This is a genomic window from Streptomyces sp. NPDC048481 (assembly GCF_043200075.1).
Classification (GTDB): Bacteria; Actinomycetota; Actinomycetes; order Streptomycetales; family Streptomycetaceae; genus Streptomyces.
On sequence record NZ_JBICXC010000004.1, the window covers coordinates 134,569 to 158,369 of the forward strand.

The 23,801-nt window shown below is 73.9% G+C and carries 20 protein-coding genes and 1 pseudogene; 9 read left to right on the forward strand and 12 right to left on the reverse strand.

Annotated features, from left to right (window positions below):
* Nucleotides 1-9 precede the first annotated feature (9 nt).
* Nucleotides 10-1,188, reverse strand: a complete 1,179-nt coding sequence (locus ACGFSH_RS14705; RefSeq protein WP_393348383.1) for an acyl-CoA dehydrogenase family protein — start codon at nt 1,186-1,188, stop codon at nt 10-12.
* A 162-nt stretch (nt 1,189-1,350) separates the two neighbouring features.
* A complete protein-coding gene (locus ACGFSH_RS14710) occupies nt 1,351-1,725 on the reverse strand; it encodes a ferredoxin (protein ID WP_329406713.1) in 375 nt (124 codons plus the stop codon).
* A gap of 117 nt (nt 1,726-1,842) precedes the next feature.
* Here ACGFSH_RS14710 and ACGFSH_RS14715 point away from each other — a divergent pair, with 117 nt between their 5' ends.
* Nucleotides 1,843-2,208: a DUF6479 family protein gene (locus ACGFSH_RS14715; protein WP_393348385.1), complete on the forward strand. Its 366-nt coding sequence runs from the start codon at nt 1,843-1,845 to the stop codon at nt 2,206-2,208.
* 270 nt (nt 2,209-2,478) lie between these two features.
* Here the strand turns inward: ACGFSH_RS14715 and ACGFSH_RS14720 are convergent, their stop codons facing one another.
* Nucleotides 2,479-4,866: an ATP-binding cassette domain-containing protein gene (locus ACGFSH_RS14720; RefSeq protein ID WP_393348387.1), complete on the reverse strand. Its 2,388-nt coding sequence runs from the start codon at nt 4,864-4,866 to the stop codon at nt 2,479-2,481.
* 225 nt (nt 4,867-5,091) lie between these two features.
* Here ACGFSH_RS14720 and ACGFSH_RS14725 point away from each other — a divergent pair, with 225 nt between their 5' ends.
* Entirely contained in the window at nt 5,092-7,113 is a 2,022-nt protein-coding gene (locus ACGFSH_RS14725) for a PAS domain S-box protein (protein WP_393348389.1), read from the forward strand.
* Here ACGFSH_RS14725 and ACGFSH_RS14730 read toward each other — a convergent pair.
* The 5 genes from ACGFSH_RS14730 to ACGFSH_RS14750 all read right to left on the reverse strand — a co-directional run bounded on the left by ACGFSH_RS14730 (nt 7,097) and on the right by ACGFSH_RS14750 (nt 13,544).
* Entirely contained in the window at nt 7,097-8,074 is a 978-nt protein-coding gene (locus tag ACGFSH_RS14730; RefSeq protein WP_393348391.1) for a RimK family alpha-L-glutamate ligase, read from the reverse strand. The two genes, ACGFSH_RS14725 and ACGFSH_RS14730, sit on opposite strands and share 17 nt — an antisense overlap.
* A gap of 347 nt (nt 8,075-8,421) precedes the next feature.
* Nucleotides 8,422-10,806: a phosphoketolase gene (locus ACGFSH_RS14735; protein ID WP_393348393.1), complete on the reverse strand. Its 2,385-nt coding sequence runs from the start codon at nt 10,804-10,806 to the stop codon at nt 8,422-8,424.
* 138 nt (nt 10,807-10,944) lie between these two features.
* Nucleotides 10,945-11,406 carry an RpiB/LacA/LacB family sugar-phosphate isomerase gene (locus ACGFSH_RS14740; protein WP_393348395.1) on the reverse strand — a complete coding sequence of 154 codons (462 nt, stop codon included), beginning with the start codon at nt 11,404-11,406 and terminating at the stop codon, nt 10,945-10,947.
* Between the two features lie 101 nt (nt 11,407-11,507).
* Nucleotides 11,508-12,386 (reverse strand): hypothetical protein, encoded by an 879-nt coding sequence (locus ACGFSH_RS14745; RefSeq protein ID WP_393348397.1) that lies wholly within the window; start codon nt 12,384-12,386, stop codon nt 11,508-11,510.
* A gap of 369 nt (nt 12,387-12,755) precedes the next feature.
* A complete protein-coding gene (locus ACGFSH_RS14750; protein WP_393348399.1) occupies nt 12,756-13,544 on the reverse strand; it encodes a YqjF family protein in 789 nt (262 codons plus the stop codon).
* Between the two features lie 183 nt (nt 13,545-13,727).
* Here ACGFSH_RS14750 and ACGFSH_RS14755 point away from each other — a divergent pair, with 183 nt between their 5' ends.
* The 4 genes from ACGFSH_RS14755 (at nt 13,728) to ACGFSH_RS14770 (ending at nt 16,757) form a co-directional block, all read left to right on the forward strand.
* Nucleotides 13,728-14,249, forward strand: coding sequence for a hypothetical protein (locus tag ACGFSH_RS14755; protein WP_393348401.1), 522 nt, complete (start codon nt 13,728-13,730; stop codon nt 14,247-14,249).
* Nucleotides 14,250-14,692: 443 nt separating this feature from the next.
* Complete coding sequence (gene dhaK, locus ACGFSH_RS14760) at nt 14,693-15,685, forward strand: dihydroxyacetone kinase subunit DhaK (protein WP_393348403.1); 993 nt, start codon at nt 14,693-14,695, stop codon at nt 15,683-15,685.
* Nucleotides 15,686-15,733: 48 nt separating this feature from the next.
* A complete protein-coding gene (gene dhaL, locus ACGFSH_RS14765; RefSeq protein ID WP_393348405.1) occupies nt 15,734-16,339 on the forward strand; it encodes a dihydroxyacetone kinase subunit DhaL in 606 nt (201 codons plus the stop codon).
* 7 nt (nt 16,340-16,346) lie between these two features.
* The gene (locus tag ACGFSH_RS14770; protein ID WP_393348407.1) at nt 16,347-16,757 is read left to right on the forward strand and encodes a PTS-dependent dihydroxyacetone kinase phosphotransferase subunit DhaM; all 411 of its coding nucleotides are present in this window, start codon (nt 16,347-16,349) and stop codon (nt 16,755-16,757) included.
* Nucleotides 16,758-17,131: 374 nt separating this feature from the next.
* Here ACGFSH_RS14770 and ACGFSH_RS14775 read toward each other — a convergent pair.
* A pseudogene (locus tag ACGFSH_RS14775) lies at nt 17,132-17,830 on the reverse strand (glycoside hydrolase family 75 protein); the annotation flags it as partial.
* 219 nt (nt 17,831-18,049) lie between these two features.
* Between ACGFSH_RS14775 and ACGFSH_RS14780 the strand changes: the two are divergent.
* The 3 genes from ACGFSH_RS14780 (at nt 18,050) to ACGFSH_RS14790 (ending at nt 20,511) form a co-directional block, all read left to right on the forward strand.
* Entirely contained in the window at nt 18,050-18,478 is a 429-nt protein-coding gene (locus ACGFSH_RS14780) for a signal peptidase I (RefSeq protein ID WP_393348409.1), read from the forward strand.
* A 325-nt stretch (nt 18,479-18,803) separates the two neighbouring features.
* Nucleotides 18,804-19,778, forward strand: coding sequence for a fibronectin type III domain-containing protein (locus tag ACGFSH_RS14785; RefSeq protein ID WP_393348411.1), 975 nt, complete (start codon nt 18,804-18,806; stop codon nt 19,776-19,778).
* A gap of 181 nt (nt 19,779-19,959) precedes the next feature.
* Entirely contained in the window at nt 19,960-20,511 is a 552-nt protein-coding gene (locus ACGFSH_RS14790; protein ID WP_393348413.1) for a hypothetical protein, read from the forward strand.
* Between the two features lie 88 nt (nt 20,512-20,599).
* On the opposite strand, the gene ACGFSH_RS14795 is transcribed toward ACGFSH_RS14790, so the two are convergent.
* From ACGFSH_RS14795 to ACGFSH_RS14805, 3 genes are all read right to left on the reverse strand, one after another.
* Nucleotides 20,600-21,154 (reverse strand): PadR family transcriptional regulator, encoded by a 555-nt coding sequence (locus ACGFSH_RS14795; RefSeq protein ID WP_393348415.1) that lies wholly within the window; start codon nt 21,152-21,154, stop codon nt 20,600-20,602.
* Nucleotides 21,155-21,185: 31 nt separating this feature from the next.
* Complete coding sequence (locus ACGFSH_RS14800; protein WP_393348417.1) at nt 21,186-23,201, reverse strand: FAD-dependent oxidoreductase; 2,016 nt, start codon at nt 23,199-23,201, stop codon at nt 21,186-21,188.
* A 155-nt stretch (nt 23,202-23,356) separates the two neighbouring features.
* Nucleotides 23,357-23,725: a hypothetical protein gene (locus ACGFSH_RS14805; protein WP_329406755.1), complete on the reverse strand. Its 369-nt coding sequence runs from the start codon at nt 23,723-23,725 to the stop codon at nt 23,357-23,359.
* Nucleotides 23,726-23,801 lie beyond the last annotated feature (76 nt).

Genomic DNA, 23,801 nt, shown 5'->3' on the forward strand with positions numbered 1-23,801 from the left:
ACCGGAAGGCTAACGCCGTACCCGCGGCATCCCCAGGCCGATCCAGGAAATGATCTCCCGCTGGATCTCGTTGTTGCCGCCGCCGAAGGTGAAGATCACGGCGGACCGGTAGCCGCGTTCGAGCTCGCCGTGCAGGACGGCGCCCGCCGAGCCCTCCTGGAGCGCGCCGGGGGCCGCGACGACCTCCATCAGCCAGCCGTAGGCGTCGCGGCGGGCCTCGGAGCCGTAGACCTTGACGGCCGAGGCGTCCTGCGGGGTGAGGGTGCCGTCCTGGAGGGCGCCGACCATCTGCCAGTTGAGGAGCTTGAGCGCGTCGAGTTTCACATGGGTCTGGGCCAGCCGCCGGCGCACCCAGGGCAGGTCGACCACCCGACGGCCGTCCGCGAGCTTGGTCCCGGCCGCCCAGCGCTGGACGTCGTGCAGTGCGCGGATCGCCATCGTGCCGTGCGCGGCGAGGGTGACGCGTTCGTGGTTGAGCTGGTTGGTGATCAGCCGCCAGCCCTGGTTCTCGGCGCCCACCCGCCGCGAGACGGGGACGCGGATGTTCTCGTAGTAGCTGGCGGTGGTGTCGTGCGAGGCGAGCGTGCGGATGACGGTGCAGGAGTAGCCGGGGTCGGAGGTCGGCACCAGGAGCATGGTGATGCCCTTGTGCGGCGGGGCCTCGGGATCGGTGCGCACGGCGAGCCACACCCAGTCCGCGGTGTCGCCGTTGGTCGTCCAGATCTTCTGGCCGTCGACGACGTACTCGTCCCCCTCGCGCACCGCGCGCGTTCTGAGCGCGGCCAGGTCGGTGCCCGCGTCGGGCTCGCTGTAGCCGATGGCGAAGTCGATCTCCCCGGCCAGGATCTTGGGCAGGAAGTACGACTTCTGCTCGTCCGTGCCGTAGCGCATGATCGTCGGCCCGACGGTGTTCAGGGCCATGAGGGGCAGCGGCACGCCGGCCTGTGCGGCCTCGTCGAAGAAGACGAACTGCTCGATGGGCGTGAGGCCGCGCCCGCCGTACTCCTTCGGCCAGCCGACGCCGAGCCAGCCGTCCTCGCCGAGGCGCCGGACGGTCCTGCGGTAGAACCGCTTGGCGGCGACCGGGTCGGCGTGCCGGGCGTAGGCGTTGTCCGGCACCAACTCGGCGAAGTAGGCACGCAGTTCGGTGCGCAACCGCAGTTGCTCGGGCGTGTGGTCGAGGTGCACGGCGCCTCCTGGCTTCCCAAGGCCGGTGTCCTGACGGCGCACACCGTAGAACGTGTTCCAGAAATTGGGAATGACGAAGGGCGCGCGAAGCGGAAAAGGGCAATCGGCGGGCGCGTGCGTGGTCCGACCGGTCCGGCGCGGGCCGTGCCCGCACTCCGGGGCTCAGCGCAGGGTCGCGATGAAGTCGGTGCAGGCCTGGGCGCAGGCGCGGCACGCGGCCGCGCTGTCCTCGGCGCCCGGCTGTCGGTCGAAGACGTGCGCGCTCTCCAGGCAGACCGTCCGGCACCATTCCAGCTGGGCCCGGATGCCGGCCTCGTCCGTCGCGCTCTCCTCGGACAGCACGCGGCAGGTGGCGTCGCAGACCTCCGCGCACATGATGCCCTTGCGCCGCACCAGTTCGTGATGCTCTCTGCCGTCCGGATCCACGAGGCTCGCGCGCAGCGCGCTGGCGCGCGCACACTCGGTGCACGCCTGGGCGCAGGCGAAGCGGTCCTCCAGGAACCGGAACAGCTCCTGTTGGGATGTCGTCGTAGTCACAGGGGGCGGGTAGCCGGGGAGGCCGCCGCCAAACCCGGGGCGGGCGTCTCCGGGGCCGTCCGGTCCGTCGGCCCTTCGGGGGCGATTCGTCCCGTTTTCTTCGGGTATTCAGCTGGTATGACTACCGCAAGCCAACAGCTGGCCGCCGCGAGCGGCCTGATCAGTCTCGGGCTGTTCGTGGTCGGAATGGCCCTGCTCGCCGTGCTCGGCGGCAGCTTCTGGCTGGGCGCCCGCGTCAAGTCGCGTGAGCCGGCACGGCCGCGCCCCGAGGAGCAGCCGCACCTCCCGCCGGGCGGCGCCGTGCACGAGATCCGCGAGAACCGGGAACCCGACGAGGTGCCCCGGACAGCGGAGGGCGGCCGTCCCCTCACCCCGTACGAGCTGACCAACATGCAGACCCGGGCGAGCTCGGACAAGAAACGGCCGCGCTGGAGCCGGGGCAGCAGCGGCTCGTTCGGCGGCGGCGGTCTGGGAGCGCATTGAGCGGCCTACGCTGACAGCGCACCGTTTCACGCCCCGCGCCGGTCACACCTCACGCCCGTCACACCCCGCCCGTTTCCTGCGGCGTGCGCGATGCGAAGCGGCCCTCACCGGGCCGCTTCGGCCGCCGCGAGGGCCGCTTCCGCGTACGGGCGCCCGAACAGGACGCCGGGCCACGGCGCGGCGCGCGTGCCGACGAGCACCTGGCCGTCGGCCACCCGGCACGCCGTCGGCCACGTGGGCAGCAGGCCGGCCGGACGGCCAGGCGGCCGGTCAGGCGCCGACGTACGCCGCGAGGTGCTCGCCGGTGAGGGTGGAGCGGGCGGCGACGAGGTCGGCCGGTGTGCCCTCGAAGACGATCCGGCCGCCGTCGTGGCCCGCGCCGGGGCCGAGGTCGACGATCCAGTCGGCGTGCGCCATGACCGCCGGGTGGTGCTCGACGACGATGACCGACTTGCCCGAGTCGACCAGCCGGTCCAGCAGGCCGAGCAGCTGTTCCACGTCGGCGAGGTGCAGGCCGGTGGTCGGCTCGTCCAGGACGTACACGCCGCCCTTCTCCGCCATGTGGGTGGCCAGCTTGAGCCGCTGGCGCTCGCCGCCGGACAGGGTGGTGAGCGGCTGGCCCAGGCTCAGGTAGCCGAGGCCGACGTCGGCCAGCCGGGTCAGGACGCGGTGCGCGGCCGGAGTGCTCGCCTCGCCCGCGCCGAAGAACTCCTCGGCCTCAGAGACCGGCATCGCGAGCACCTCGCTGATGTCGCGCCCGCCGAGGCGGTACTCCAGGACCGACGCCTGGTACCGCCGGCCCTCGCACTCCTCGCAGGTGGTGGCGACGCCCGCCATCATCGCCAGGTCCGTGAAGACGACGCCGACACCGTTGCAGGTGGGACAGGCGCCCTCCGAGTTGGCGCTGAACAGCGCCGGCTTGACCCCGTTGGCCTTGGCGAAGGCCTTGCGGATCGGGTCGAGCAGCCCGGTGTACGTGGCGGGGTTGCTGCGCCGCGAGCCGCGGATCGCCCCCTGGTCGACCGAGACCACGCCCTCGCCGGGCGGCAGCGAGCCGTGCACGAGCGAGCTCTTGCCCGAGCCGGCCACGCCGGTGACGACCACCAGCACGCCCAGCGGGATGTCGACGTCCACGTCGCGCAGGTTGTGCGCGGACGCGCCCCGGATCTCCAGCACGCCCGTGGGCTCGCGCACCGTCTCCTTGACGGCGGCACGGTCGTCGAGGTGGCGGCCGGTGATGGTGTCGCCGGCCCGCAGTCCCTCGACCGTGCCCTCGAAGCAGACGCTGCCGCCCGCCGTGCCGGCGCCGGGGCCGAGGTCCACGACGTGGTCGGCGATCGCGATCGTCTGCGGCTTGTGCTCCACGACGAGCACCGTGTTGCCCTTGTCGCGCAGCCGCAGCAGCAGGTCGTTCATCCGGCTGATGTCGTGCGGATGCAGGCCGGTGGTGGGCTCGTCGAAGACGTAGGTGACGTCGGTCAGCGAGGAGCCGAGGTGGCGGATCATCTTGACGCGCTGGGCCTCGCCGCCCGAGAGCGTGCCCGAAGGGCGGTCGAGCGAGAGGTAGCCGAGGCCGATCTCCGCGAACGAGTCGAGGGAGTGCTGGAGCGCGGCGAGCAAGGGCGCGACCGACGGATCGTCGAGCCCGCGGACCCACTCGGCCAGGTCGGTGATCTGCATCGCGCAGGCGTCCGCGATGCTGACGCCGTCGATCTTCGACGACCGGGCGCCCTCGCTCAGCCGGGTGCCCTCGCACTCGGGGCACACGGAGAACGTCGTCGCCCGCTCGACGAAGGCGCGGACGTGCGGCTGGAGTGCGTCGATGTCCTTGGACAGCATGGACTTCTGGATCTTCGGGATGAGGCCTTCGTACGTCAGGTTGATCCCGTCAACCTTGATTTTGGTGGGCTCCTTGTGGAGCAGGTCGTGCAGTTCCCGCTTGGTGAACCTGTTGATCGGCTTGTCCGGGTCGAAGAAGCCGCAGCCGGAGAAGATCCGGCCGTACCAGCCCTCCATGCTGTAGCCGGGGATCGTCAGCGCGCCCTCGTTGAGGGATTTGCCGGCGTCGTAGAGCTGGGTGAGGTCGATGTCGGAGACCGTGCCGCGGCCCTCGCAGCGCGGGCACATGCCGCCGGTGCGCGTGTAGGTCGCCTTCACCGCCTTCTTGTTGCCGCGCTCCACGGTGATCGCGCCGCTCGCCCGCACGGAGGCGGTGTTGAAGGAGTACGCGGTGGGCGGCCCGATGTGCGGCTGCGCGAGCCGGCTGAACAGGATGCGCAGCATCGCGTTGGCGTCGGTGGCCGTGCCCACGGTGGAGCGCGGGTCGGTGCCCAGCCGCTGCTGGTCGACGATGATCGCGGTGGTCAGCCCGTCGAGGACGTCGACCTCGGGGCGCGCCAGGTTCGGCATGAAGCCCTGCACGAAGGCGCTGTAGGTCTCGTTGATCAGCCGCTGCGACTCCGCGGCGATCGTGTCGAACACCAGCGAGCTCTTGCCCGAGCCGGACACCCCGGTGAACACCGTCAGCCGGCGCTTGGGGATCTCGATGCTGACGTCCTTGAGGTTGTTCTCGCGCGCTCCGTGCACGCGGATCAGGTCGTGACTGTCGGCGGCGTGCGGCTCGGGCGGCTGTGACTGCGTCCTGTGGGCCATGCTCATCTCTCTCCATCCGTCGCGCGGACCGCCCGGTCCGTGTCGGCGTCGCCCGGCTCGTTGCGTTCGACGCCACGCTAGCCGGGCCACCGGGGCCGGCGCTTCTCCAAACGTGATCGGTTCGGCGGCGTTCATGTTCGGACAGGCCCTGGACAGTAAACGACAACGCGGAGCGGGGGCGGCGCGAAGGCGCTGGGATGGCCTGATTCGTCGTGCGGGATGAGGTGGCACATGGCCGAGGTGATGCGGGCGGAACCGGCGCGGCGCACGGGTACGGGGGCGGGGGCGGGCGCCGCGACGCACAACGTCGGGCAGGACGGGAAGAAGGGCGGGCCGGGCAAGGCCGAGCAGAAACGGTGCGGCGGCCCGGCGGGAGCGCCGGGTGACGCGCTCGGCGGGGCCGAGGAACGGTTCCGGGGCCTGCTGGAGGCGGCGCCGGACGCGATGGTCATCGTCGACGACACGGGCATCATCAAACTCGTCAACGCCCAGACGGAGGCGCTGTTCGGGCACGGCCGCGAGGAACTGCTCGGCTGTCCCGTCGAGTTGCTGATCCCGCACCGCTTCCACGGCCAGCACACCGCGCACCGGCGCGGGTACACGGCCAACCGCCAGGTGCGTCCCATGGGCGCCGGGCTCGAACTGCACGGGCTGCGCAAGGACGGCACCGAGTTCCCCGTCGAGATCAGCCTGAGTCCGCTCGAGACCGCGGAGGGGCTGCTCGTGTCGGCGGCGGTGCGCGACGTCAGCGACCGCAAGGCGGCCGAGGCGCGCATCAACGAGCTGGCCGCGCTGGTGGAGTCGTCGCAGGACGCGATCCTCGCCAAGACCCTCGACGGGTACATCACCTACTGGAACGCGGCCGCACAGCGCCTGTACGGCTACACCGCCGACGAGGCCATCGGCCGGCACGTCTCGGTGCTGGCCCCGCCGGAGCTGCGGGGCGAGGTGCGCGAGCTGCTCAAGCGGCTGCGGCACGCGGAGAAGGTGGAGCACTACGAGACGCTGCGGCTGACCAAGTCCGGGGCGCTGCTGGACGTGGACGTCACGCTGTGGCCGACCAGGGACACCCACGGCAGGGTGGCCGGCGCCTGCGCCATCGTGCGCGACATCAGCGACCGCAAGCGCGCCGAAGCCGAGCTGACGGTCCTGTACGAACAGCAGCGGCACATCGCGCTCACCCTTCAGCGCAGCCTGATGGGCACGCCGCCGGCGCTGCCCGGTCTGGCCACCGCGAGCCGCTACCGGCCCGCCACCCAGGGCGCCGGGGTGGGCGGCGACTGGTTCGACCTGATCCCGCTGGGCGCCGACCGGGTGGGCGTGCTGATAGGCGACGTCATGGGCCGCGGGCTGGAGGCGGCCGCCGTGATGGGCCAGCTGAGGTCGGCCGCGCACGCCCTGGCGAAGACCGGGATGCAGCCGCGGCAGCTGATGCGGGCCCTGGACACCTGCGTCGCCGACCTGGACGTCCCCGACCAGCTCGTCACCTGCTGCTATCTGGTGATCGCGCCGGACGCGGGCACGGTGACGGTGTGCTCCGCGGGGCATCTGCCGGTGCTGGTCGCCGGGGTCGGCGAGGGCATCAGCCGGCTGTCCTGTCCGGTCAACGCCCCGCTCGGGGTGGGCGACGTGGTGTACGAGCAGTCCAGTTCGGAGATACCGCCGGGGGCCACGCTCGTGCTGTACACGGACGGCCTCATCGAGACCCCCGGCAGCGACATCGAAGTGCGCATCGACGAACTGACGGACCTGCTGGGCCAGTTGTTCGTCGGCACGCCGTGTCTGGAGGCCGCGGCGGATCATGTCCTCGCGGGTCTGCTGCCGGACGCCGACGGTCACAACGACGACGTCACCCTGCTGCTGGCGCAGTTGCCGGCCGCGCCGCTGGCCGCCGTCACGACGCACCTGCCGGCCGTCCCGGCCTCCGTGCCGCAGGGGCGTGCCTTTCTGCGTGCGGCGCTGACCGGGTGGGACTGCGCGGACAGCGCCGACGACGCGCTCCTGCTGCTGTCGGAGACGCTGACCAACGCCGTCCAGCACGCCGAGGGCCCGGTCGGCGTGCATCTGCACCGCACGGCCACCGACCTCACGGTCGAGGTCAGCGACCGCAGTCCGCAGCTGCCCCAGCCGCGCACGGCGGTCGAGGACGAGGAGTCGGGCCGCGGTCTGATCCTGGTCCGGGCCCTCGCCGCCGACTGGGGGGTGCGGCCGACGGACGAGGGCAAGACCACCTGGTTCACGCTGAGGCTGTGAGCCCCCGGCGCGGACCGCCGCGGGTGCGCGACAGGGCGTTCAGGTGCGCCTGGACGTAGGGCACGGCCACGGCGTGCAGTTCGCGTTCGCCGTCGACGAAGGCGGGCTGCACGTTGACCTCGAAGACGACCCCGCCGTTCTCCGCGGCGAGGTCCACGCCGGCGAAGGGCAGACCCACGGACGTGGTGGCGGCGACGGCGAGTTCGGCCAGCCGGGGCGGCAGGTCCGGCGGGGCGAGGTGCACGGCGGTGGCGCCCTGGCAGGTGTTGCACGGGGTGTCGCCGGCGGGCTGAAGGTGCTCGCGGGCGTGCACGACCCGGTCGCCCAGGACGAACACGCGGAACTGGTGGCGCAGGCCGTCGGCGGTGACGTTGCCCGCGTCACGGGACAGGAGCCAGTCGGTGCCGCGGTCCGCGTAGTAGGCGGCCGCGCGCTCCAGCCGGTCGGGGCTGTCGACGTGGAAGGTGTCGTTGCCGCCGGTGCCGACGACGGGCCTGGCCCAGGTGTCGCCGCCGAGGCGCTCGAACACGTCGGCCGCCTCCCGCGGGGACGGCCGCGACAGCACCGCGGTCTCCATCTGGGCGATGCCGTCCCGCCGGAAGCGTTCGACGGTGAGGTTCTTCTCGGTGGCGGTCCGCCAGGCGTCCGGGCCGGCGGCGAGGGTCACCACGCCGTGGCTCTCCAGGAGCCGCTGGAAACCGGCGAGCGCGCGGCGGTGGTGCGGCGGGATCTCGTAGAGCAGGACGACGTCGGGCACGAAGTCCAGCCGCTGCTCGGGGACCTGTAGGCGTAAGCGGTTTCCGTGCCGGACGCCGCGGCCGGTCCCGCCGGTCGCGAAGTGGCGGGAGTCGACCCGGACGGGCGGTGCGCCGGTGAGCAGTTCCACGGCGTCGGCGAGGTACTCACGGCAGCCTTCGGGCGAGGTGGGGTCGGCGATCAGGGCGATGCACGGTCGGGACACAGCGGCCTCCAGGGGCTCTCGACGCGCGCTCGTGCCGCGGGCGGCCCACGCGCGGCCCGAGCGGTGTCACGGATGGTGCCTGTCGCGTGGGTGGTCGTCGCACCCGTCGCCCGCGGGAGCCGCGCCGGTGTGCGGAGCCGTGCCCGGTCCGGACGGCGCCGGTCGGGACGGGTGACCACGAGGTGGTGGGGCTCGCCCCGCCGGCTGCGCCCGCGGGGCTGGCCGACCACTGTAGGCACCCCGCGGGACGCCGTGCCAGGGCGCACGGCCGTCCGTCTCCTGCCCCTGTTCCTGCGCCGTCCGCCCCGGTCCGTGCGCCCTGCCGGACCGCGGGCGCGGCCGTCGCCTCAGCCGTCCCAGGCCCAGTCGGCGACCTCGGGCAGATCGGTGCCGTGGGCGCGGATCCAGTCGTGGTGGCGCAGCCGGACGTCCTCCATCCGCTGGCGTACGGCGGCGGCCCGCACGGCGAGGCCGGGGACCCGGTCGATGACGTCCATGACGAGGCGGTAGCGGTCGAGGTCGTTGCGGACGACCATGTCGAACGGCGTGGTGGTGGTGCCGATCTCCTTGTAGCCGCGCACATGCAGGTTGCCATGGCCCGTGCGCCGGTAGGCCAGCCGGTGGATGAGCCACGGGTAGCCGTGGTAGGCGAAGATCACCGGCTTGTCGGCGGTGAACAGGCCGTCGTACTCGAAGTCGCTCATCCCGTGCGGGTGTTCGCCGCTCGGCGCGAGACGGGCGATGTCGACGACGTTGACCACCCGCACGGCGACTTCCGGGAGGTGACGGCGGAGCAGCTGGGCGGCGGCGAGCACCTCCTGCGTGGGCACGTCGCCGGCACAGGCGAGGACCACGTCGGGTTCGCGGGTCCCGTCCCCGGTGCCGGCCCAGTCCCACACGCTTGCCCCCCGGGCGCAGTGCACGCGCGCCTGGTCCATCGTCAGCCAGTCGAAGCAGGGCTGCTTTCCGGCCACGATGACGTTGACGTGATCACGGCTGCGCAGGGCGTGGTCGGCGACGGCCAGCAGGGTGTTGGCGTCCGGCGGGAGGTAGACCCGCACGACGGCCGGGCTCTTGTTGAGGATGTGGTCGACGAAGCCGGGATCCTGATGGGAGAAGCCGTTGTGGTCCTGGCGCCACACATGCGAGGTCAGCAGGTAGTTGAGGGAGGCGACGGGTGCGCGCCAGCCCAGTTCCCTCGACGACTTGAGCCACTTGACGTGTTGATTGACCATCGAGTCGACGATGTGGACGAACGCCTCGTAGCAGGAGAACAGTCCATGCCGTCCGGTCAGCAGGTAGCCCTCCAGCCAGCCCTGGCAGGTGTGTTCGGAGAGGATCTCCATCACCCGGCCGTGCCGGTCGAGGTTCTCGTCGACCTGGAGGGTCTGCGCCTGCCAGGCCTTGCCGCTGGCCCCGTACACGTCCTGGAGCCGGTTGGAGGCGGTCTCGTCGGGGCCGACGAGGCGGAAGTCGCGCCGGGCGGCGGTGGCCCGCATGACGTCCTCCAGCAAGCCCCCGAGGACCCTGGTCGGTTCGTGCCGGCCGAGACCCGGCTTGTCGACGGGGACGGCGTACGCGTCGAGGTCGCCCAGCGGGAGTTCGCGCAGCAGCAGTCCGCCGTTGGCGTGCGGGGTGGCGCCCAGCCGGCGGGCGCCCTCGGGGATCCAGGCCAGGACGTCGGGGCGGGGGCGGCCCTCCTCGTCGAAGAGCGCCTCGGGCCGGTAGGAGCGCAGCCAGGCCTCCAGTTGCCGCAGGTGCTCGGGCTCGTCCCGGACCGCGGACAGGGGCACCTGGTGGGAGCGCCAGGTGCCCTCGACGGGCAGCCCGTCCACGTGGGCGGGGCCGGTCCAGCCCTTGGGGGTGCGCAGCACGATCACCGGCCAGCGGGGGCGCTCGCCGGACCCCTCCTCGCGGGCCGCGCGCTGGAACGCCGCGATGCGGTCGAGTGCGGTGTCCATGGCCTCGGCCATCGCGCGGTGGACGGCGTCCGGCTCGTCGCCGGTGACGTGGATCGGGTCGTGGCCGTAGCCGCGCAGCAGTTCGTCGAGTTCGGGCTCGGGGATCCGGGCCAGCACGGTGGGGTTGGCGATCTTGTAGCCGTTGAGGTGCAGGATCGGCAGGACCGCGCCGTCGTGGACGGGGTCGAGGAACTTGTTCGAGTGCCAGGCGGCGGCCAGCGGGCCCGTCTCCGCCTCGCCGTCGCCGATCACGCAGGCGACCAGCAGGTCCGGGTTGTCGAAGGCGGCGCCGTAGGCGTGGGACAGGGAGTAGCCGAGTTCGCCGCCCTCGTGGACGGAACCGGGCGTCTCCGGCGCGACGTGGCTGGGCACGCCGCCGGGGAAGGAGAACTGCCGGAACAGCCGGGCCATGCCGGCCGCGTCCCGGGTGATGTCCGGGTAGGTCTCGGTGTAGGACCCCTCCAGCCAGGAGTTGGCGACCACCGCGGGCCCGCCGTGGCCGGGGCCCCAGACGCAGAGCGCGTTCAGGTCCCGGGCGCGGATCACGCGGTTGAGGTGGGTGTGGACCAGGTTCAGTCCCGGCGAGGTCCCCCAGTGCCCCAGCAGCCGGGGTTTGACGTGCTCGGGCCGCAGCGGCTCGGTGAGCAGCGGGTTGGCCATCAGGTAGATCTGGCCGACGGCCAGGTAGTTCGCGGCGCGCCAGTGGGCGTGCAGCGTCCTGACCTCGTCGTCGGTGAGCCGGGTGGACGTCGCTCGCGGGTCGACGGACATCTCGGGTTCCCTTCCCGGTCGGGTTGGCTCGCGGGTGTTGCCGGTCCGTACCTGCCCACCCTGCCGTGTTCCCCGGGTGCCCGACAGAGCGCGGCGACCCGTACGGAGGAGCGCAGCCGTCCGTACGGGGGCCGTCCGCTACCCGGGTGCCCCCGCCCTGCGGGCGTCGAGGCCTTCGACGTGGGCGACGTTCTGCCGGTCCTCGGCGTCCCCGCCGGCCTCGGCGGCGAACCAGGCGTCCAGGATCTCCTTGAGCAGCGGCTCGGACGTCAGGCGCAGGCTGAGCGCGAGGACGTTGGCGTCGTTCCAGCGGCGGGCCCCGTCGGCGGTGTAGGCGTCGGCGCACAGCGCGGCCCGGACGCCGGCCACCTTGTTGGCGGCGATGGACGCGCCGGTGCCGGTCCAGCAGCACACCACGGCCTGCTCGGAGGTGCCGTCGGCGACATCGCGGGCCGCGGCCTCCGAGCACACCGCCCAGCGCGGGTCGTCGCCGCTGCGCAGCGCGCCGTGCGGGACCACGTCGTGCCCGCGCCCGCGCAGTTCGGCCACCAGGGCCCGGGCCACTGGCTCGTCCATGTCCGAGGAGACGGAGATCCGCATACGGGGGAGCCTACTGAGGGCGACGGGGCGCCGCCGCCGGAACGGCGTTCCCGCACTGCCGCCCGGAGCCGCGCCCGTGGCCGCCCGTCGCGGCGCGGTTCTCAGCCGGGAGAGCCCCAGGTGCCGTCGGTGAGTCCGACCGGGTTGGCGGCCGGCACGATCCCGGAGTCGAGGACGGTGCGGGCGAGCGGCTCGAGCAGGTGGGCGAGGCGGGCGGTGGCGTCGGGGCCCAGGGCCGTCCACGGCGCGGCCGCGGCGGCGTCCGTGTCCGCCTCGATCCGCTCATGGGCCGCCGTCCCGGCCGCCGTGAGGCGTCCCGCGCCGTCGAGCCAGCCGCGCTCGGCGAGCTCCTTCTCGGCCGCCCGCCACGCGTCGGCGTCCCACTGGCGGGCGCTGCGCTGGAACTCCGCGTCGGTCTCGCCGGCCGCGCTCTTGAGCGCCATCGCCGCGACCGGCCCCAGTCGACGGGCCACCAGCACCGCGAAGTGGCCGTCGCCGCGGTGTTCGCGCAGCGTGGTGACGGCCTGCCAGAGCCTGACGTGGGGCTGCGTGGGACGGGGCAGGGCCTGGTTGGCGGCCCCCAGCACGCGCCCGGCCGTGTCCGCGGCGCAGGCCGCCCGCCAGGCCAGGTCGGCGGCCTCGGCCACTTCGGGGGAGGCGACGACGTCCGCGCCGTACAGGGCGGTCATCGCCGCGTCCACGGCCCGCTCGCGCGCCCGGAGCACCTCCTGCGGCGAGGCGTGGCCCCAGGCGTCCGGCAGGGCGCGCGCCACCCGGTCGGGATGGAAGACGTGGAAGCAGCTGGTGACCACCGCGGCGGGAGCGGGCCCGAGGGGCGCCGCGCGCAGCGCGAAGTACCCCATCCAGTAGCCGCGCATCCCGAGGCCGTCGGCCGCCTCGCGTACCTCGGGGGCGAAGTAGACGAGCTGGTGGACCGGCTCGAACCTCTCCCACATCGCCCGTGCGACGGTGTCGCCCACTGCCCGGCCCTCCCGGTTCGTCGTCCCGCGCGGCGCGCGGCGTCGCGCGTCCCGCCCCGTACGTCGCATGTCGTGCCTCGCGGGCACCGTGCGTCGCGGGCGTCCCGCCCGGCACGCGGTGCCTCGTGTGCCGTCATGCAGCATCCGTCATGACGGCGGTCATAACAACCCCGCCGTCCCGACGGGTCCGCCGCCCGCGGGCGGTGGACGCGCGCGCACGGGACCCGCGACGCGGCGCCCGGTACTGTCGCCCCGCCCGGAAGGGCCCCGGAACATCCCCCGGTCGCCGCCCTTCCGACCGGGGCGGGCCGGCCGTGCGGGCCGGGGGCGGCGGAGGTGGGGCAGGCCCGTGGCGCGGCGGGTAACGGGTCAGGGCGTCGGGATGCCGGCCGGGCCGGGGCGGCGGGCGGGGCGGGCGAAGCGGACCGGGACGCCCGGCGAGTACAGGACGCTCACGGGATCCCGCTCGGGCGCCGGCAGACCCGCCGCCGCGATCAGGTCCTCCTCGCACTCCACCAGTTCGGCCCGGTGCAGCGGCCAGCGCGGATGCGCGTTGGGCAGGTACATCGACCGGCCGAAGAAGGCGCTGTGCAGCCCCCAGCGCGCGGTCAGGAAGTGCTCCAGCGCGGTGGGTTCGCCGATCGGCTCGCCCACCCGCACCGCGATCCGGCTGCGGGCGCCGCGCGGGCCGGGCCACCTGCGGCGGCTGGTGTAGACGACGGTGTCGCCGTCGGCGTCGATCGCCATGCGCGACCACGCGTAGGGCAGCCGGAAGCCGGCCCGCGCCACGGCCACCGGCACCAGCCGGGAGGCGTCCAGCGAGCGGAAGACCACACCGCGGCGCCCGTGCGCGTCCACCGAGTACAGCCGCACGTTCGTCTCGGGGAAGGAGCCGAGATACGGCACACCCGGCAGGCGGAACCAGCCCACCCGGTGCATACGGAACGCCACCAGGCCGACGTAGGTGACGCCGTCGAGGGTGTCCGGGACCGTTCCGGGCGGCAGCAGCCCGGCGACGTCCGCCGGGTCGGCCGCCCAGTGCAGGAAGGTCAGGTCGAGCCAGGACTGGGTCAGCAGCGGGCGCGCGATCAGGCCCGGAGCGTCGGGCGTGACGGGGTGTGGCGGGACCGGGACCGATGGCTGCGGTATGTGCGGCACCGCCCCAGTATCCCCGACGGCGGCCCGGGAGCACCGGCCGCTGTGGCTGAGGACACATGTCGTTCCGCGGGCGTCTCGGGCTACGGTTCTTCGCAGCTCCCGCATCGTCCGCAGCCTCCTGCGCTGCCCCTCCCCCACTGATCATCGCTGCTCCCCGCTGCCGCACCCCTCGGACGGCCCGCCTTGTTCGCTGATCTCTCCCCGCTCATAGCCGCCGGCGCCCACTGGCTGACCCGGGCCTACCCGGCGAGCGGCGGCGCGCTCGCCGACGCCTTGTGCGAGGCGCAGGCCCGGCAGGCGGCGACGGTGGCGGCCCGGCTGCGCTATCCGACCGCCACGGACGCCGCCCTGGTCGGCCTGGCGGGCCCGGGCGGCTCGGGCCGCCTGGACTGGGTCAGCGGCGCGGACGCGGACGGCTTCCTCGACGACCATGCCTGGCGGACCTGGGTCGACGAGGTCGTCGTCAGCTGGGCGGCCTGTCTGCTCGGCGACCCGGAGCTGGCAGCCGCGGCGGTGGCCGCACTCGCGGAGGACGACCCCGGTCCGGGGACGCCGCCCGCCTTCCGGCGTCTGGTCGCACCCGACGACCGCGACCTCGGCGCGGCGGCGCTGCTGCGCCACCCCGATCTCCTCGCCCCGGTGGCCGGCCTGCACCGCGCCCGTCTCCTGGACCGCCTCGGACCCGGCAGGGCGCTCGCGGCCTGAGGCGCCCGTCGCCCGGCGCCCCCGTCACGTGCGGAACTGCCGTCCTGAGGCCTCGGTCGGGGCGTCTGCGGCCCCGGTTCCGCCGGTGGGGGCCGGGCGGTCGGCCACGGTCCGGGCGCGAGCCGTCCGCCCGTCCGCCGATCCGTCCGTCTGTCCGCGCCTGCGGCGAAGGACGCTCTCGGCAGGGTCACGTCCCCGTCGATCGGCCCGCAGAAGCCGGCGCGCGTACAACTGCCTTCGGCGCGAGCGTGGTTGGCGCCCGCGTGCGACAGGGGCCGGGCGATCGGCCTTCCCTCCCCCGTCCCGGGCCGCGGGGAGGCCGGTTTTCGGCCCGCTTCCCTTGCCTCTCACCGCGCGTCGGCGTGTCCGGCAAGTGACCCGGACCGGCCCGGCGCGCAGAATGGGAGTGGTGCCGCATCTACTAATCCCCCTGGGAGGTATCCATGAGGATGCTGATCAACGTTGCCGAGACCGTCGTCGCGGACGCGCTGCGCGGGATGGCGGCGGCTCATCCCGAGCTGACCGTCGACGTCGAGAACCGGGTGATCGTACGGCGGGACGCTCCGGTGGCCGGGCGAGTGGCCCTGGTCTCCGGCGGAGGATCGGGGCACGAACCGCTGCACGGCGGGTTCGTCGGTCCGGGGATGCTCTCCGCCGCCTGTCCGGGCGAGGTGTTCACCTCCCCGGTGCCGGACCAGATGGTGCGGGCCGCCGCTGCCGTCGACAGCGGGGCCGGGGTCCTGTTCATCGTGAAGAACTACACCGGTGACGTGCTCAACTTCGACATGGCGGCCGAGCTGGCCGAGGACGAGGGCATCCGGGTCGCGAAGGTGCTGGTCGACGACGACGTCGCGGTCACCGACAGCCTCTACACGGCCGGCCGGCGTGGTACGGGCGCGACGCTGTTCGTGGAGAAGATCGCGGGGGCCGCGGCCGAGGAGGGCCAGCCGCTGGAGCGGGTCGAGGCGCTCGCCCGGCAGGTCAACGAGCGTTCCCGCAGCTTCGGCGTGGCGCTCAGCGCCTGTACGACGCCCGCCAAGGGCAGCCCGACCTTCGACCTGCCGGCCGGCGAGCTGGAACTGGGCGTCGGCATCCACGGCGAGCCCGGCCGCGAGCGGCGTCCGATGATGACGTCGGGCGAGATCGCCGACTTCGCCGTCCAGGCGATCCTCGACGACATCACGCCCCGCAACCCGGTCCTGGTGCTGGTCAACGGCATGGGCGCGACGCCGCTGCTGGAGCTGTACGGCTTCAACGCGGAGGTGCAGCGGGTGCTGGCGCAGCGCGGAGTGGTAGTGGCGCACACCCTCGTCGGCAACTATGTGACGTCCCTCGACATGGCCGGCGCCTCGGTGACCCTCTGCGAGGTCGACGAGGAGCTGCTGCGGCTGTGGAACGCGCCGGTGAAGACCGCCGGGCTGCGCTGGGGCGTCTGAGGCGGGGCACGAGCGTCCCGGACCGTACCGACCACACAAGGAGATCCCGTGCTCGACGCCGACTTCTTCCGCCGTTGGATGACGGCGACCGCCGCGTCCGTGGACCGCGAGGCGGACCGGCTCACCGCTCTCGACTCGCCCATCGGGGACGCCGACCACGGCAGCAACCTCCGGCGCGGATTCACCGCGGTGACCGCGGCCCTGGAGAAGGAGTCGCCCGCGACTCCGGGCGCCGTGCTGACCCTCGCCGGCCGTCAGCTGATCTCGACGGTCGGCGGAGCCTCCGGGCCGCTGTACGGCACTCTGCTGCGCAGGACCGGCAAGGCGCTGGGCGACGCGGCGGAAGTGGACGAGCGGCAGTTCGCGGAGGCGCTGCGGGTCGGTGTGGACGCCGTGATGAAGCTCGGCGGGGCCGTCCCGGGCGACAAGACCATGATCGACGCGCTGGCGCCGGCCGTCGACCGCCTCGACGACGGCTTCGGCGCGGCCCGCTCCGCCGCCGAGGAGGGCGCGGAGGCGACAATCCCGCTGCGGGCCCGCAAGGGCAGGGCCAGCTATCTCGGCGAACGCAGCATCGGTCACCAGGACCCGGGCGCGACCTCGGCGGCCCTCCTCGTCGCCGCCCTGGCCGAGACCGAGGCCGAGGGGAAGTGAGGCGGCCGTGAGCACGCAGAAGCCGGTCGGGGTCGTGCTGGTGTCGCACAGCGCGCAGGTGGCCGAGGCCGTGGCCGAGCTGGCGCGGGGGCTGGCGGGCGGCGGCGCGGCCGTGCCGGTCGCCGCGGCGGGCGGCACCGAAGGCGGCGGGCTGGGCACGAGCGCCGAGCTGATCTCCGCCGCGGCCGCTTCGGTGGACCGCGGCGCCGGGGTCGCGGTCCTCGCCGACCTGGGCAGCGCCGTCCTCACGGTCAAGGCGCTGCTCGCGGAGGGCGACGAACTGCCCGACGGATCGCGGCTCGTGGACGCCCCGTTCGTCGAGGGCGCCGTGGCCGCGGTGGTCACCTCCGCCGCGGGCGCGGACCTCGACGCGGTCGAGGCCGCCGCCCAGGAGGCGTACACCTACCGCAAGGCATGACGACGACCGATCGTCCGTCCGCAGGTACGGCCGGGGGTGAGCGGTCCGTCGGGGCCCGTCTCTCGCCCCGACCCGCCCGCCGCCGGCCGACCTCAGCCTTCCGGGCCGTCCTGTCCGGCTCCTCCGCCGTCGTCGGCGGCCCGGTCCGCGTGCGTCCCGGCGTCCTGCGTGGCGCCGGCCCGCGTCCAGGCCTCGCCGTCCGTCCCGTCCGGGGTCTCCGGGGGCTCCTGGGCCTCCGGTTCCGTGTTCGGCGCCCAGTCGTCCTCGGCGTCCTCCTCCCGCGGGGCCGCGGCGGCGCTCGTCGCCGGGACCGGAGACGGGGACGCAGACGCAGAGGACGGGGACGGGGACGACGACGGAGACGGAGAAGCGGGTCCTTGCGCGAACGCCCGGGCCAGCCGCTCTCCCACCGCCACGGCGGACGCATGGCTCTCGATGGGCGTCGCACGGGCGTTCCTGAACACGATGTACGTGACGCCCGAGGGCGTGCCGCCGCCGTGCGGGTCGGCGCGGATGCCGAGCGCCCGGGCGGTGGCGTAGGACGCCTCGCCGATGATCCCGCGCGGCCCGACGTCCCCGACGACCGCGTACTCGACCCGGTCCCCGTAGACGACGGCCGCCACCGACCCCCCGCCCACCCCGTGGGCACGGTGATCCCACACGGCGCTGACGCCGGGCACCACGATGTAGGGCAGCTGCTCGGCGCTCAGGTAGCGGCCGTCGGACTGCTGGAAGGCGGTGGCGTCGGAGAACAGCGGGTCGGTGGCGCTGTTGCAGTGGGGGCCGGGGCGGCCGTCGCAGTCGATGTCCATGTCGGCCGTCCAGAAGACCGCCTCGTCGGTGCCGCAGACCTGGACGGTGGCGGGCGCGTCGTCGTCGGTGCGGTACCGGCCGTGTGAGACGGGGGCGCAGTCACGGACCCGGGCCAGCAGGTCGGCGGCGCGGACGGAGCCCTCCTGCCGGGAGGCGGGGGCGCCGGCGGCGGCCGGGGAGGGGCGCACGGCCAGGGACGGGGCGGCCGGGGCCAGCAGGGCCAGGCCGGCCGCGGCCAGCGTCAGCGACTTGACGCGCACGATGCGGGACCCTCTCGTGAGGACGGTGACGGACACTCGGAACAATCTGGTGCCGGGGTCGTCACGCGGCCACTTCGAGAGGGCCGTACGGAGCACGACGCGCGGTCCGCGGCCACCGGGAGGGCCAGGGCGTTCCCCGCGCGGCTGAGCGTCGGTCCCCGGGCGGGAGCGCCCGCCCGCGCGCTCCGGGCCCGCGACCTGCTGCTACCTTGCGCTGCCATGAACGACAGCGTGTATGTGGGCAATGCCGGCCAGGACGCGGCGCTGGACCGCGGGTGGCTGCTGGGGCATTTCAAGGACGTCTCCGATCCCCGGCACAGCGAGGCCGTGGAGATCAAGTGGGGCGTCCACCCACGGGGCGACGAGCGCGCCCGGTGGGTGCGGGGCGAGAAGCGCACCGCCCTCCTGGTCCTCGTCAGCGGGCGCTTCCGGGTGGAGCTGCCCGGGCGCAGCGTCGTCCTGTCCAGGCAGGGGGACTACGTCGTGTGGGGTCACGGCGTCGACCACTCATGGTTCGCGGAGGAGGAGTCCGTGGTGCTCACGGTCCGCTGGCCGTCGGTACCCGGCTACCGGGTGGACGACGAGGACAGCGGGCACAGCGAGGACGGCGCCGTCGCGGGGGAACGGTCGCTGCCGCAGGCCGGGTGAGCGGCTTCGGCCGGGCGCGTCGCGGGCAGGAGGCCGGGGGTCCGGCGGCCGTCTGGCCGCGGACCCCCGGGCGACTCCGCCGGCGCGGGATCAGCGACGACAGCGGTCCGCGCCACCGGCATGAACTTCCGAGCCCTCAGGGAGAGTTCAGCCGCGAGCTGCTTCAGCATACGTAACGTCCGGACGCGGTCGCCAACGGCGGCCTCCAAAACCTCCTCGCCCCTTTCGTCCGCCCTGCGCACTCTCTTCGCCCTCTTGATGTGCTCGCGGGAGCGGGTCATATTGGTCCGGACCATTGCCGCGGTCCGGGCCGGGAGGCGAAGCCGTGCGACGTGTTGCGCTGGGGATCGCGGGGAGTGCGCTGGTGGCGGCCGTGGCGTGCGGCTGCGCGGCCGGGGGCGGCTCCGACGAGGGGCGGGCGCCCGGCGCGCCGACCGGTGTGAGCGCCCGGGCCGGAAGCGCGACGAGCGTGCACGTGATGTGGAACGCGGTCGCCGACGGCCCCGAGGTCAGCGCCTACGAGGTGTACCGGGGCGGGCGGAAGGTCGGCGAGGCGCCCGGCTCCGCGCACATGCTGGACGTCGTCCGCCTCGCGCCGTCCACCGCGTACGTCTTCACGGTGCGCGCCCGCGACGCCGGCGGACGGCTGGGACCGCCCAGCCGGGAGGCGCGGGCGACGATGCCGGCCGCCGTGGTGGACGGCTCGGCCCCGACCGCGCCGGGCCACGTCACCGGACGGGCCGTCGGGAGCCGGGCCGTCCAGCTGTCCTGGTCGGCCGCCACGGACGACCGCCAGGTCGTGTCGTACGACGTCTACCAGGGCGGCACGAAGATCCACAGCGTCGGAGGCGGTCAGACGGCGACGGTCGTGACGGGGCTGCGGCCGCACACCCGCTACGCGTTCACCGTCCGGGCCCGCGACGCGGCCGACAACGTCTCACCCGCCGGTCCGCCCGTGCGCCTGACCACGGCGGCGGGCACGGACGGGGGGCGGGACACCGCGCCGGCCGGTTTCCTGGCCGCCTCCCGGCCGGCCGACGGCGCCTACTATCTCGACCTCTCCTGGACGCCTCCGCAGGTGGACGGCGTCGTCACCGAGTACCAGGTCGAACTCGACGGTCGGCAGGCCACTTCACTGGTCTGGGGCGGCGCCCCGCCGCGGGGACGGGCGGCGTACAGCTTCTACGCGGGGCGGGAGGCGGGGGTGGTCCACCGGGTGCGGCTGCGGGCCCGGCTGCCGGACGGCACCTGGGGCGCGTACTCGGCGCGGCGGACGGTGACGACGGGCGGGGGCGGGTGAGGGGGCCGTGAGCGGAGGCGCCGCGTGGGCCGTCCGGGGGAATCCGTCACCTGCCCGGGGGCGGCCCGGGTGCGGGGCGGACGGAAGGCGCATTGGCTGACCCTGAGGCAGCACGGGCGTACCCGATCCTCGGCGGCGCAAGGGATGTACCGCCAACCGTGCCGCCGCCGGAGGACATCCGATGCGCACTTCCCGTCTTCTCGTCCGCTCTGGGCTGACCGTGGCAGCCGCCGCCGCGCTGCCCCTCACCCTCGCCTCCGGGCCGGCCGCCGCCCGGGCCTCGGGCATCTCCGTCAGCACGACCGGCTCCACGGTGTCGGTGGTCACCAGCTCCTGCACCCAGATCAACGGCAGCTGGGGCACGGCCGCCCTGCTCACCGGCAGCCAGGCGAGCTTCTCGCAGGGCCGCCAGGTGGCCCTGTCGGGGACGGCCGCCGGGCAGTCCGCCGCCTGGTCGGCCGTCTCGCCGGGCACCTACACGGTGGTCGTGATGTGCTCCCGGGGCGACACCGCCGGCACCCAGTCCGTGATCGTCTCCGCCCCGTCGGCCCCGACGATCTCCTCGACCGCCACGGCAACGGCCTCGCCCTCACGGGGGGTCATGGGCGGCCTGGGCGGCGCGGCTCGCGACTACGGCACGGTCACCATGGCGGTGGGCGGCGCGCTGGTGGGGGCGGGCGCCATCGCGGCGGCCTGGTTCCTGCGCCGCCGGTCGAAGCCCTACCGGCTCTGAGGTCCGTCCCCGACCGCGAGTTCACCCCCCTCACCGCCGAGTCCCGAGGCCCGCACGGCTCGTGCGGCGGCACGGCCGGTGAGACCGCTCACGGCTCCTGAGGCCGGTCCTCCGCGGCGGGCAGCCCCGCCAGGGCCTCGGTGAGCCACTGCGTCCAGAAGGTCTCCAGCTCGATGCCGGCGCGCAGGACCAGGTGCTGCAACCTGGCCTGCGCGCTGTCCTCGCCGGGCGGGAAGTCGCGCTTCTCGATCTCCTCGTACTCGGCCAACTGCCGCCGGTGCAGCTCCAGATGGCGCCGCAGGTCGGCCTCCAGGCCCGCGGTGCCGACGACGGCCGCGGCGCGCAGCCGCAGCAGCATGGCGTCGCGGTGCGGCTTCGGGTCCTGGGCGGCCGCCGTCCAGCGCGCCAGTTCGGCGCGGCCCGCGGGCAGGACCTCGTAGGCCTTCTTCTGCCCGCGGGCCGGCTGTTCGGCCGGCAGGGCGCGGATGTGGCCCGCGGCCTCCAGTCGTCCCAGTTCGCGATAGATCTGCTGGTGCGTGGCCGACCAGAAGTAGCCGATCGACCTGTCGAACCGGCGGGTCAGATCCAGCCCCGAGGAGGGCCGCTCTAGCAGGGCGGTGAGGATCGCGTGCGGGAGTGACATGGAGTCATCCTAGGGACGGACCCGAGGGCCTCTACAGGGCCGCCGCCAGCTCCGTGCCCTGCTGGACCGCCCGCTTGGCGTCCAGTTCGGCGGCCACGTCCGCGCCGCCGATGAGGTGCACGGAGCCGCCGGCGGCGACCAGGGCCTCGTACAGGTCGCGACGCGGGTCCTGGCCGGTGCACAGGACGATCGTGTCGACCTCCAGGACGGTGCTCTGCTCACCGACGGTCACATGGAGCCCGGCGTCGTCGATGCGGTCGTAACGCACGCCCGGGACCATGGTGACGCCCCGGTGCCTCAGCTCGGTGCGGTGGATCCAGCCCGTGGTCCTGCCGAGGCCCGCGCCGACCTTGGTGGTCTTGCGCTGGAGGAGGTGGACCGTGCGCGGCGGCGCGGGACGCTCGGGCGCGGCGAGGCCGCCGGGCTCGCGGTAGTCCATGTCGACGCCCCACTGGCGGAAGTAGGCCGCCGGGTCCTCGCTCGTCTTGTCGCCGCCGTCGGTGAGGAACTCGGCGACGTCGAAGCCGATGCCGCCCGCGCCGAGGATCGCGACGCGGTCGCCGACGGGCGCGCCGTCGCGCAGGACGTCGAGGTAGCCGACGACGCTCGGGTGGTCGACGCCGGGGATGTCGGGGGTGCGGGGGCTGACGCCGGTGGCGACGACGACCTCGTCGTAGCCGGCCACGTCCTCGGCGGTGACGTGCGTGTCGAGCCTGACGTCCACGCCGTGGGCGTCGAGCTGGTGGCGGAAGTAGCGCAGCGTCTCGTCGAACTCCTGCTTGCCCGGCACCTTGCGGGCGACGTTGAGCTGGCCGCCGATCTCGCTCGCCGCGTCGAACAGGGTGACCTGGTGGCCGCGTTCGGCCGCGCTGACCGCGCAGGCCAGGCCGGCGGGCCCCGCGCCGACGACGGCGACGCGCTTGCGCAGCCGGGTGGGGGCGAGGACCAGCTCGGTCTCGTGGCAGGCGCGCGGGTTGACCAGACAGGAGGTGATCTTCCCGCTGAAGGTGTGGTCGAGGCAGGCCTGGTTGCAGCCGATGCAGGTGTTGATGGCCTCGGGGGTGCCGGCGGCGGCCTTGTTGACGAAGTCGGGGTCGGCGAGCATCGGGCGGGCCATGGACACCATGTCGGCGCAGCCGTCGGCGAGCAACTGCTCCGCCACCTCGGGGGTGTTGATCCGGTTGGTGGTGACCAGGGGCACGGAGACCGCGCCCATCAGCTTCTTCGTCACCCAGGTGTAGGCGCCGCGCGGCACCGAGGTGGCGATGGTGGGGATGCGCGCCTCGTGCCAGCCGATGCCGGTGTTGATGATGGTCGCGCCGGCCGCCTCGACGGCCTTCGCGAGGGCGACGACCTCGTCGAGGGTGGAGCCGCCGGGCACCAGGTCCAGCATGGACAGCCGATAGACGACGATGAAGTCCTCGCCGACCGCCTCGCGCACCCGTCGGACGATCTCGACCGGGAATCGCGTCCGGTTCTCGTAGGAGCCGCCCCAGCGGTCCGTGCGCCGGTTGGTGCGGGCCGCGATGAACTCGTTGATGAGGTAGCCCTCGGAGCCCATGATCTCGACGCCGTCGTAGCCGGCCCGCCGGGCGAGGCGGGCGGCGCGGGCGTAGTCGTCGATGGTGCGCTCGACGTCGGCGTCGGTCAGCTCACGCGGCACGAAGGGGCTGATCGGGGCCTGCAAAGGGCTAGGGGCGACCAGCTCGGGGTGGTAGGCGTACCGGCCGAAGTGCAGGATCTGCATCGCGATGCGGCCGCCCTCGCGGTGGACCGCGTCGGTGACGATCCGGTGCTGCTCGGCCTCCGCCTCGGTGGTGAGCTTGGCGCCGCCCGCGGCGGGCCGCCCCTCGTCGTTGGGGGCGATGCCGCCGGTGACGATGAGGCCCACTCCCCCGCGCGCGCGGGCGGCGTAGAACGCGGCCATGCGCTCGAAGCCGCGCTCGGCCTCCTCCAGCCCGATGTGCATCGAGCCCATCAGGACGCGGTTGGGCAGTGTGGTGAAGCCCAGGTCGAGCGGGCTCAGCAGATGGGGGTAACGGCTCATGGCGGGCCTCCGTGCGCGGCGGTAGTCCCTCACAGTTCTAGAGGACCGCGCACGGGTTGTGCAACTAGTTGCACAATGAGGCCCGCTCATGTGCCGCAGGTCACCGGCGCTCCGTCTTCCGGTTCACGGTCACGCAGGCCCGCCCGGCCGGGTGCTCACCTGCTCTCGAGCAGTACGTGCAGCTCGCGCTCCTGGTCGCCGGAGGCGGAGGACAGGTCGCGCACGGAGAACACCGAGTCGAGCGTCGAGCGGAGCCGCTCGATCGCCCAGTAGCTGCCCTGGGCGTCGGCCTCGACGGACGACGAGAGCCGGGCCGGCTCGGCGCAGTCGCGCGCCTCGGTGACCTCGAAGGTCCCGAGCCACACCATGGGGCGCGACTCGTGGAGCTGTTGCGGCTCCTCACCGGCGCCTCGGTCGGACTCGAAGCACGCGTTGAGCGTGTCGAACACGATCCGGGCATCTTCCTTGCTGCATCCGCTGATCTCGACGGAGACGGACTCCTCGTGCGATCGCTCGCGATCCATCGTGATCGCTCCTCTCGTGGGGTGGCGCGGCTGTGCGGGTTCCCCGCAGACCGCTCCACATCCCCAGAAAAGCATC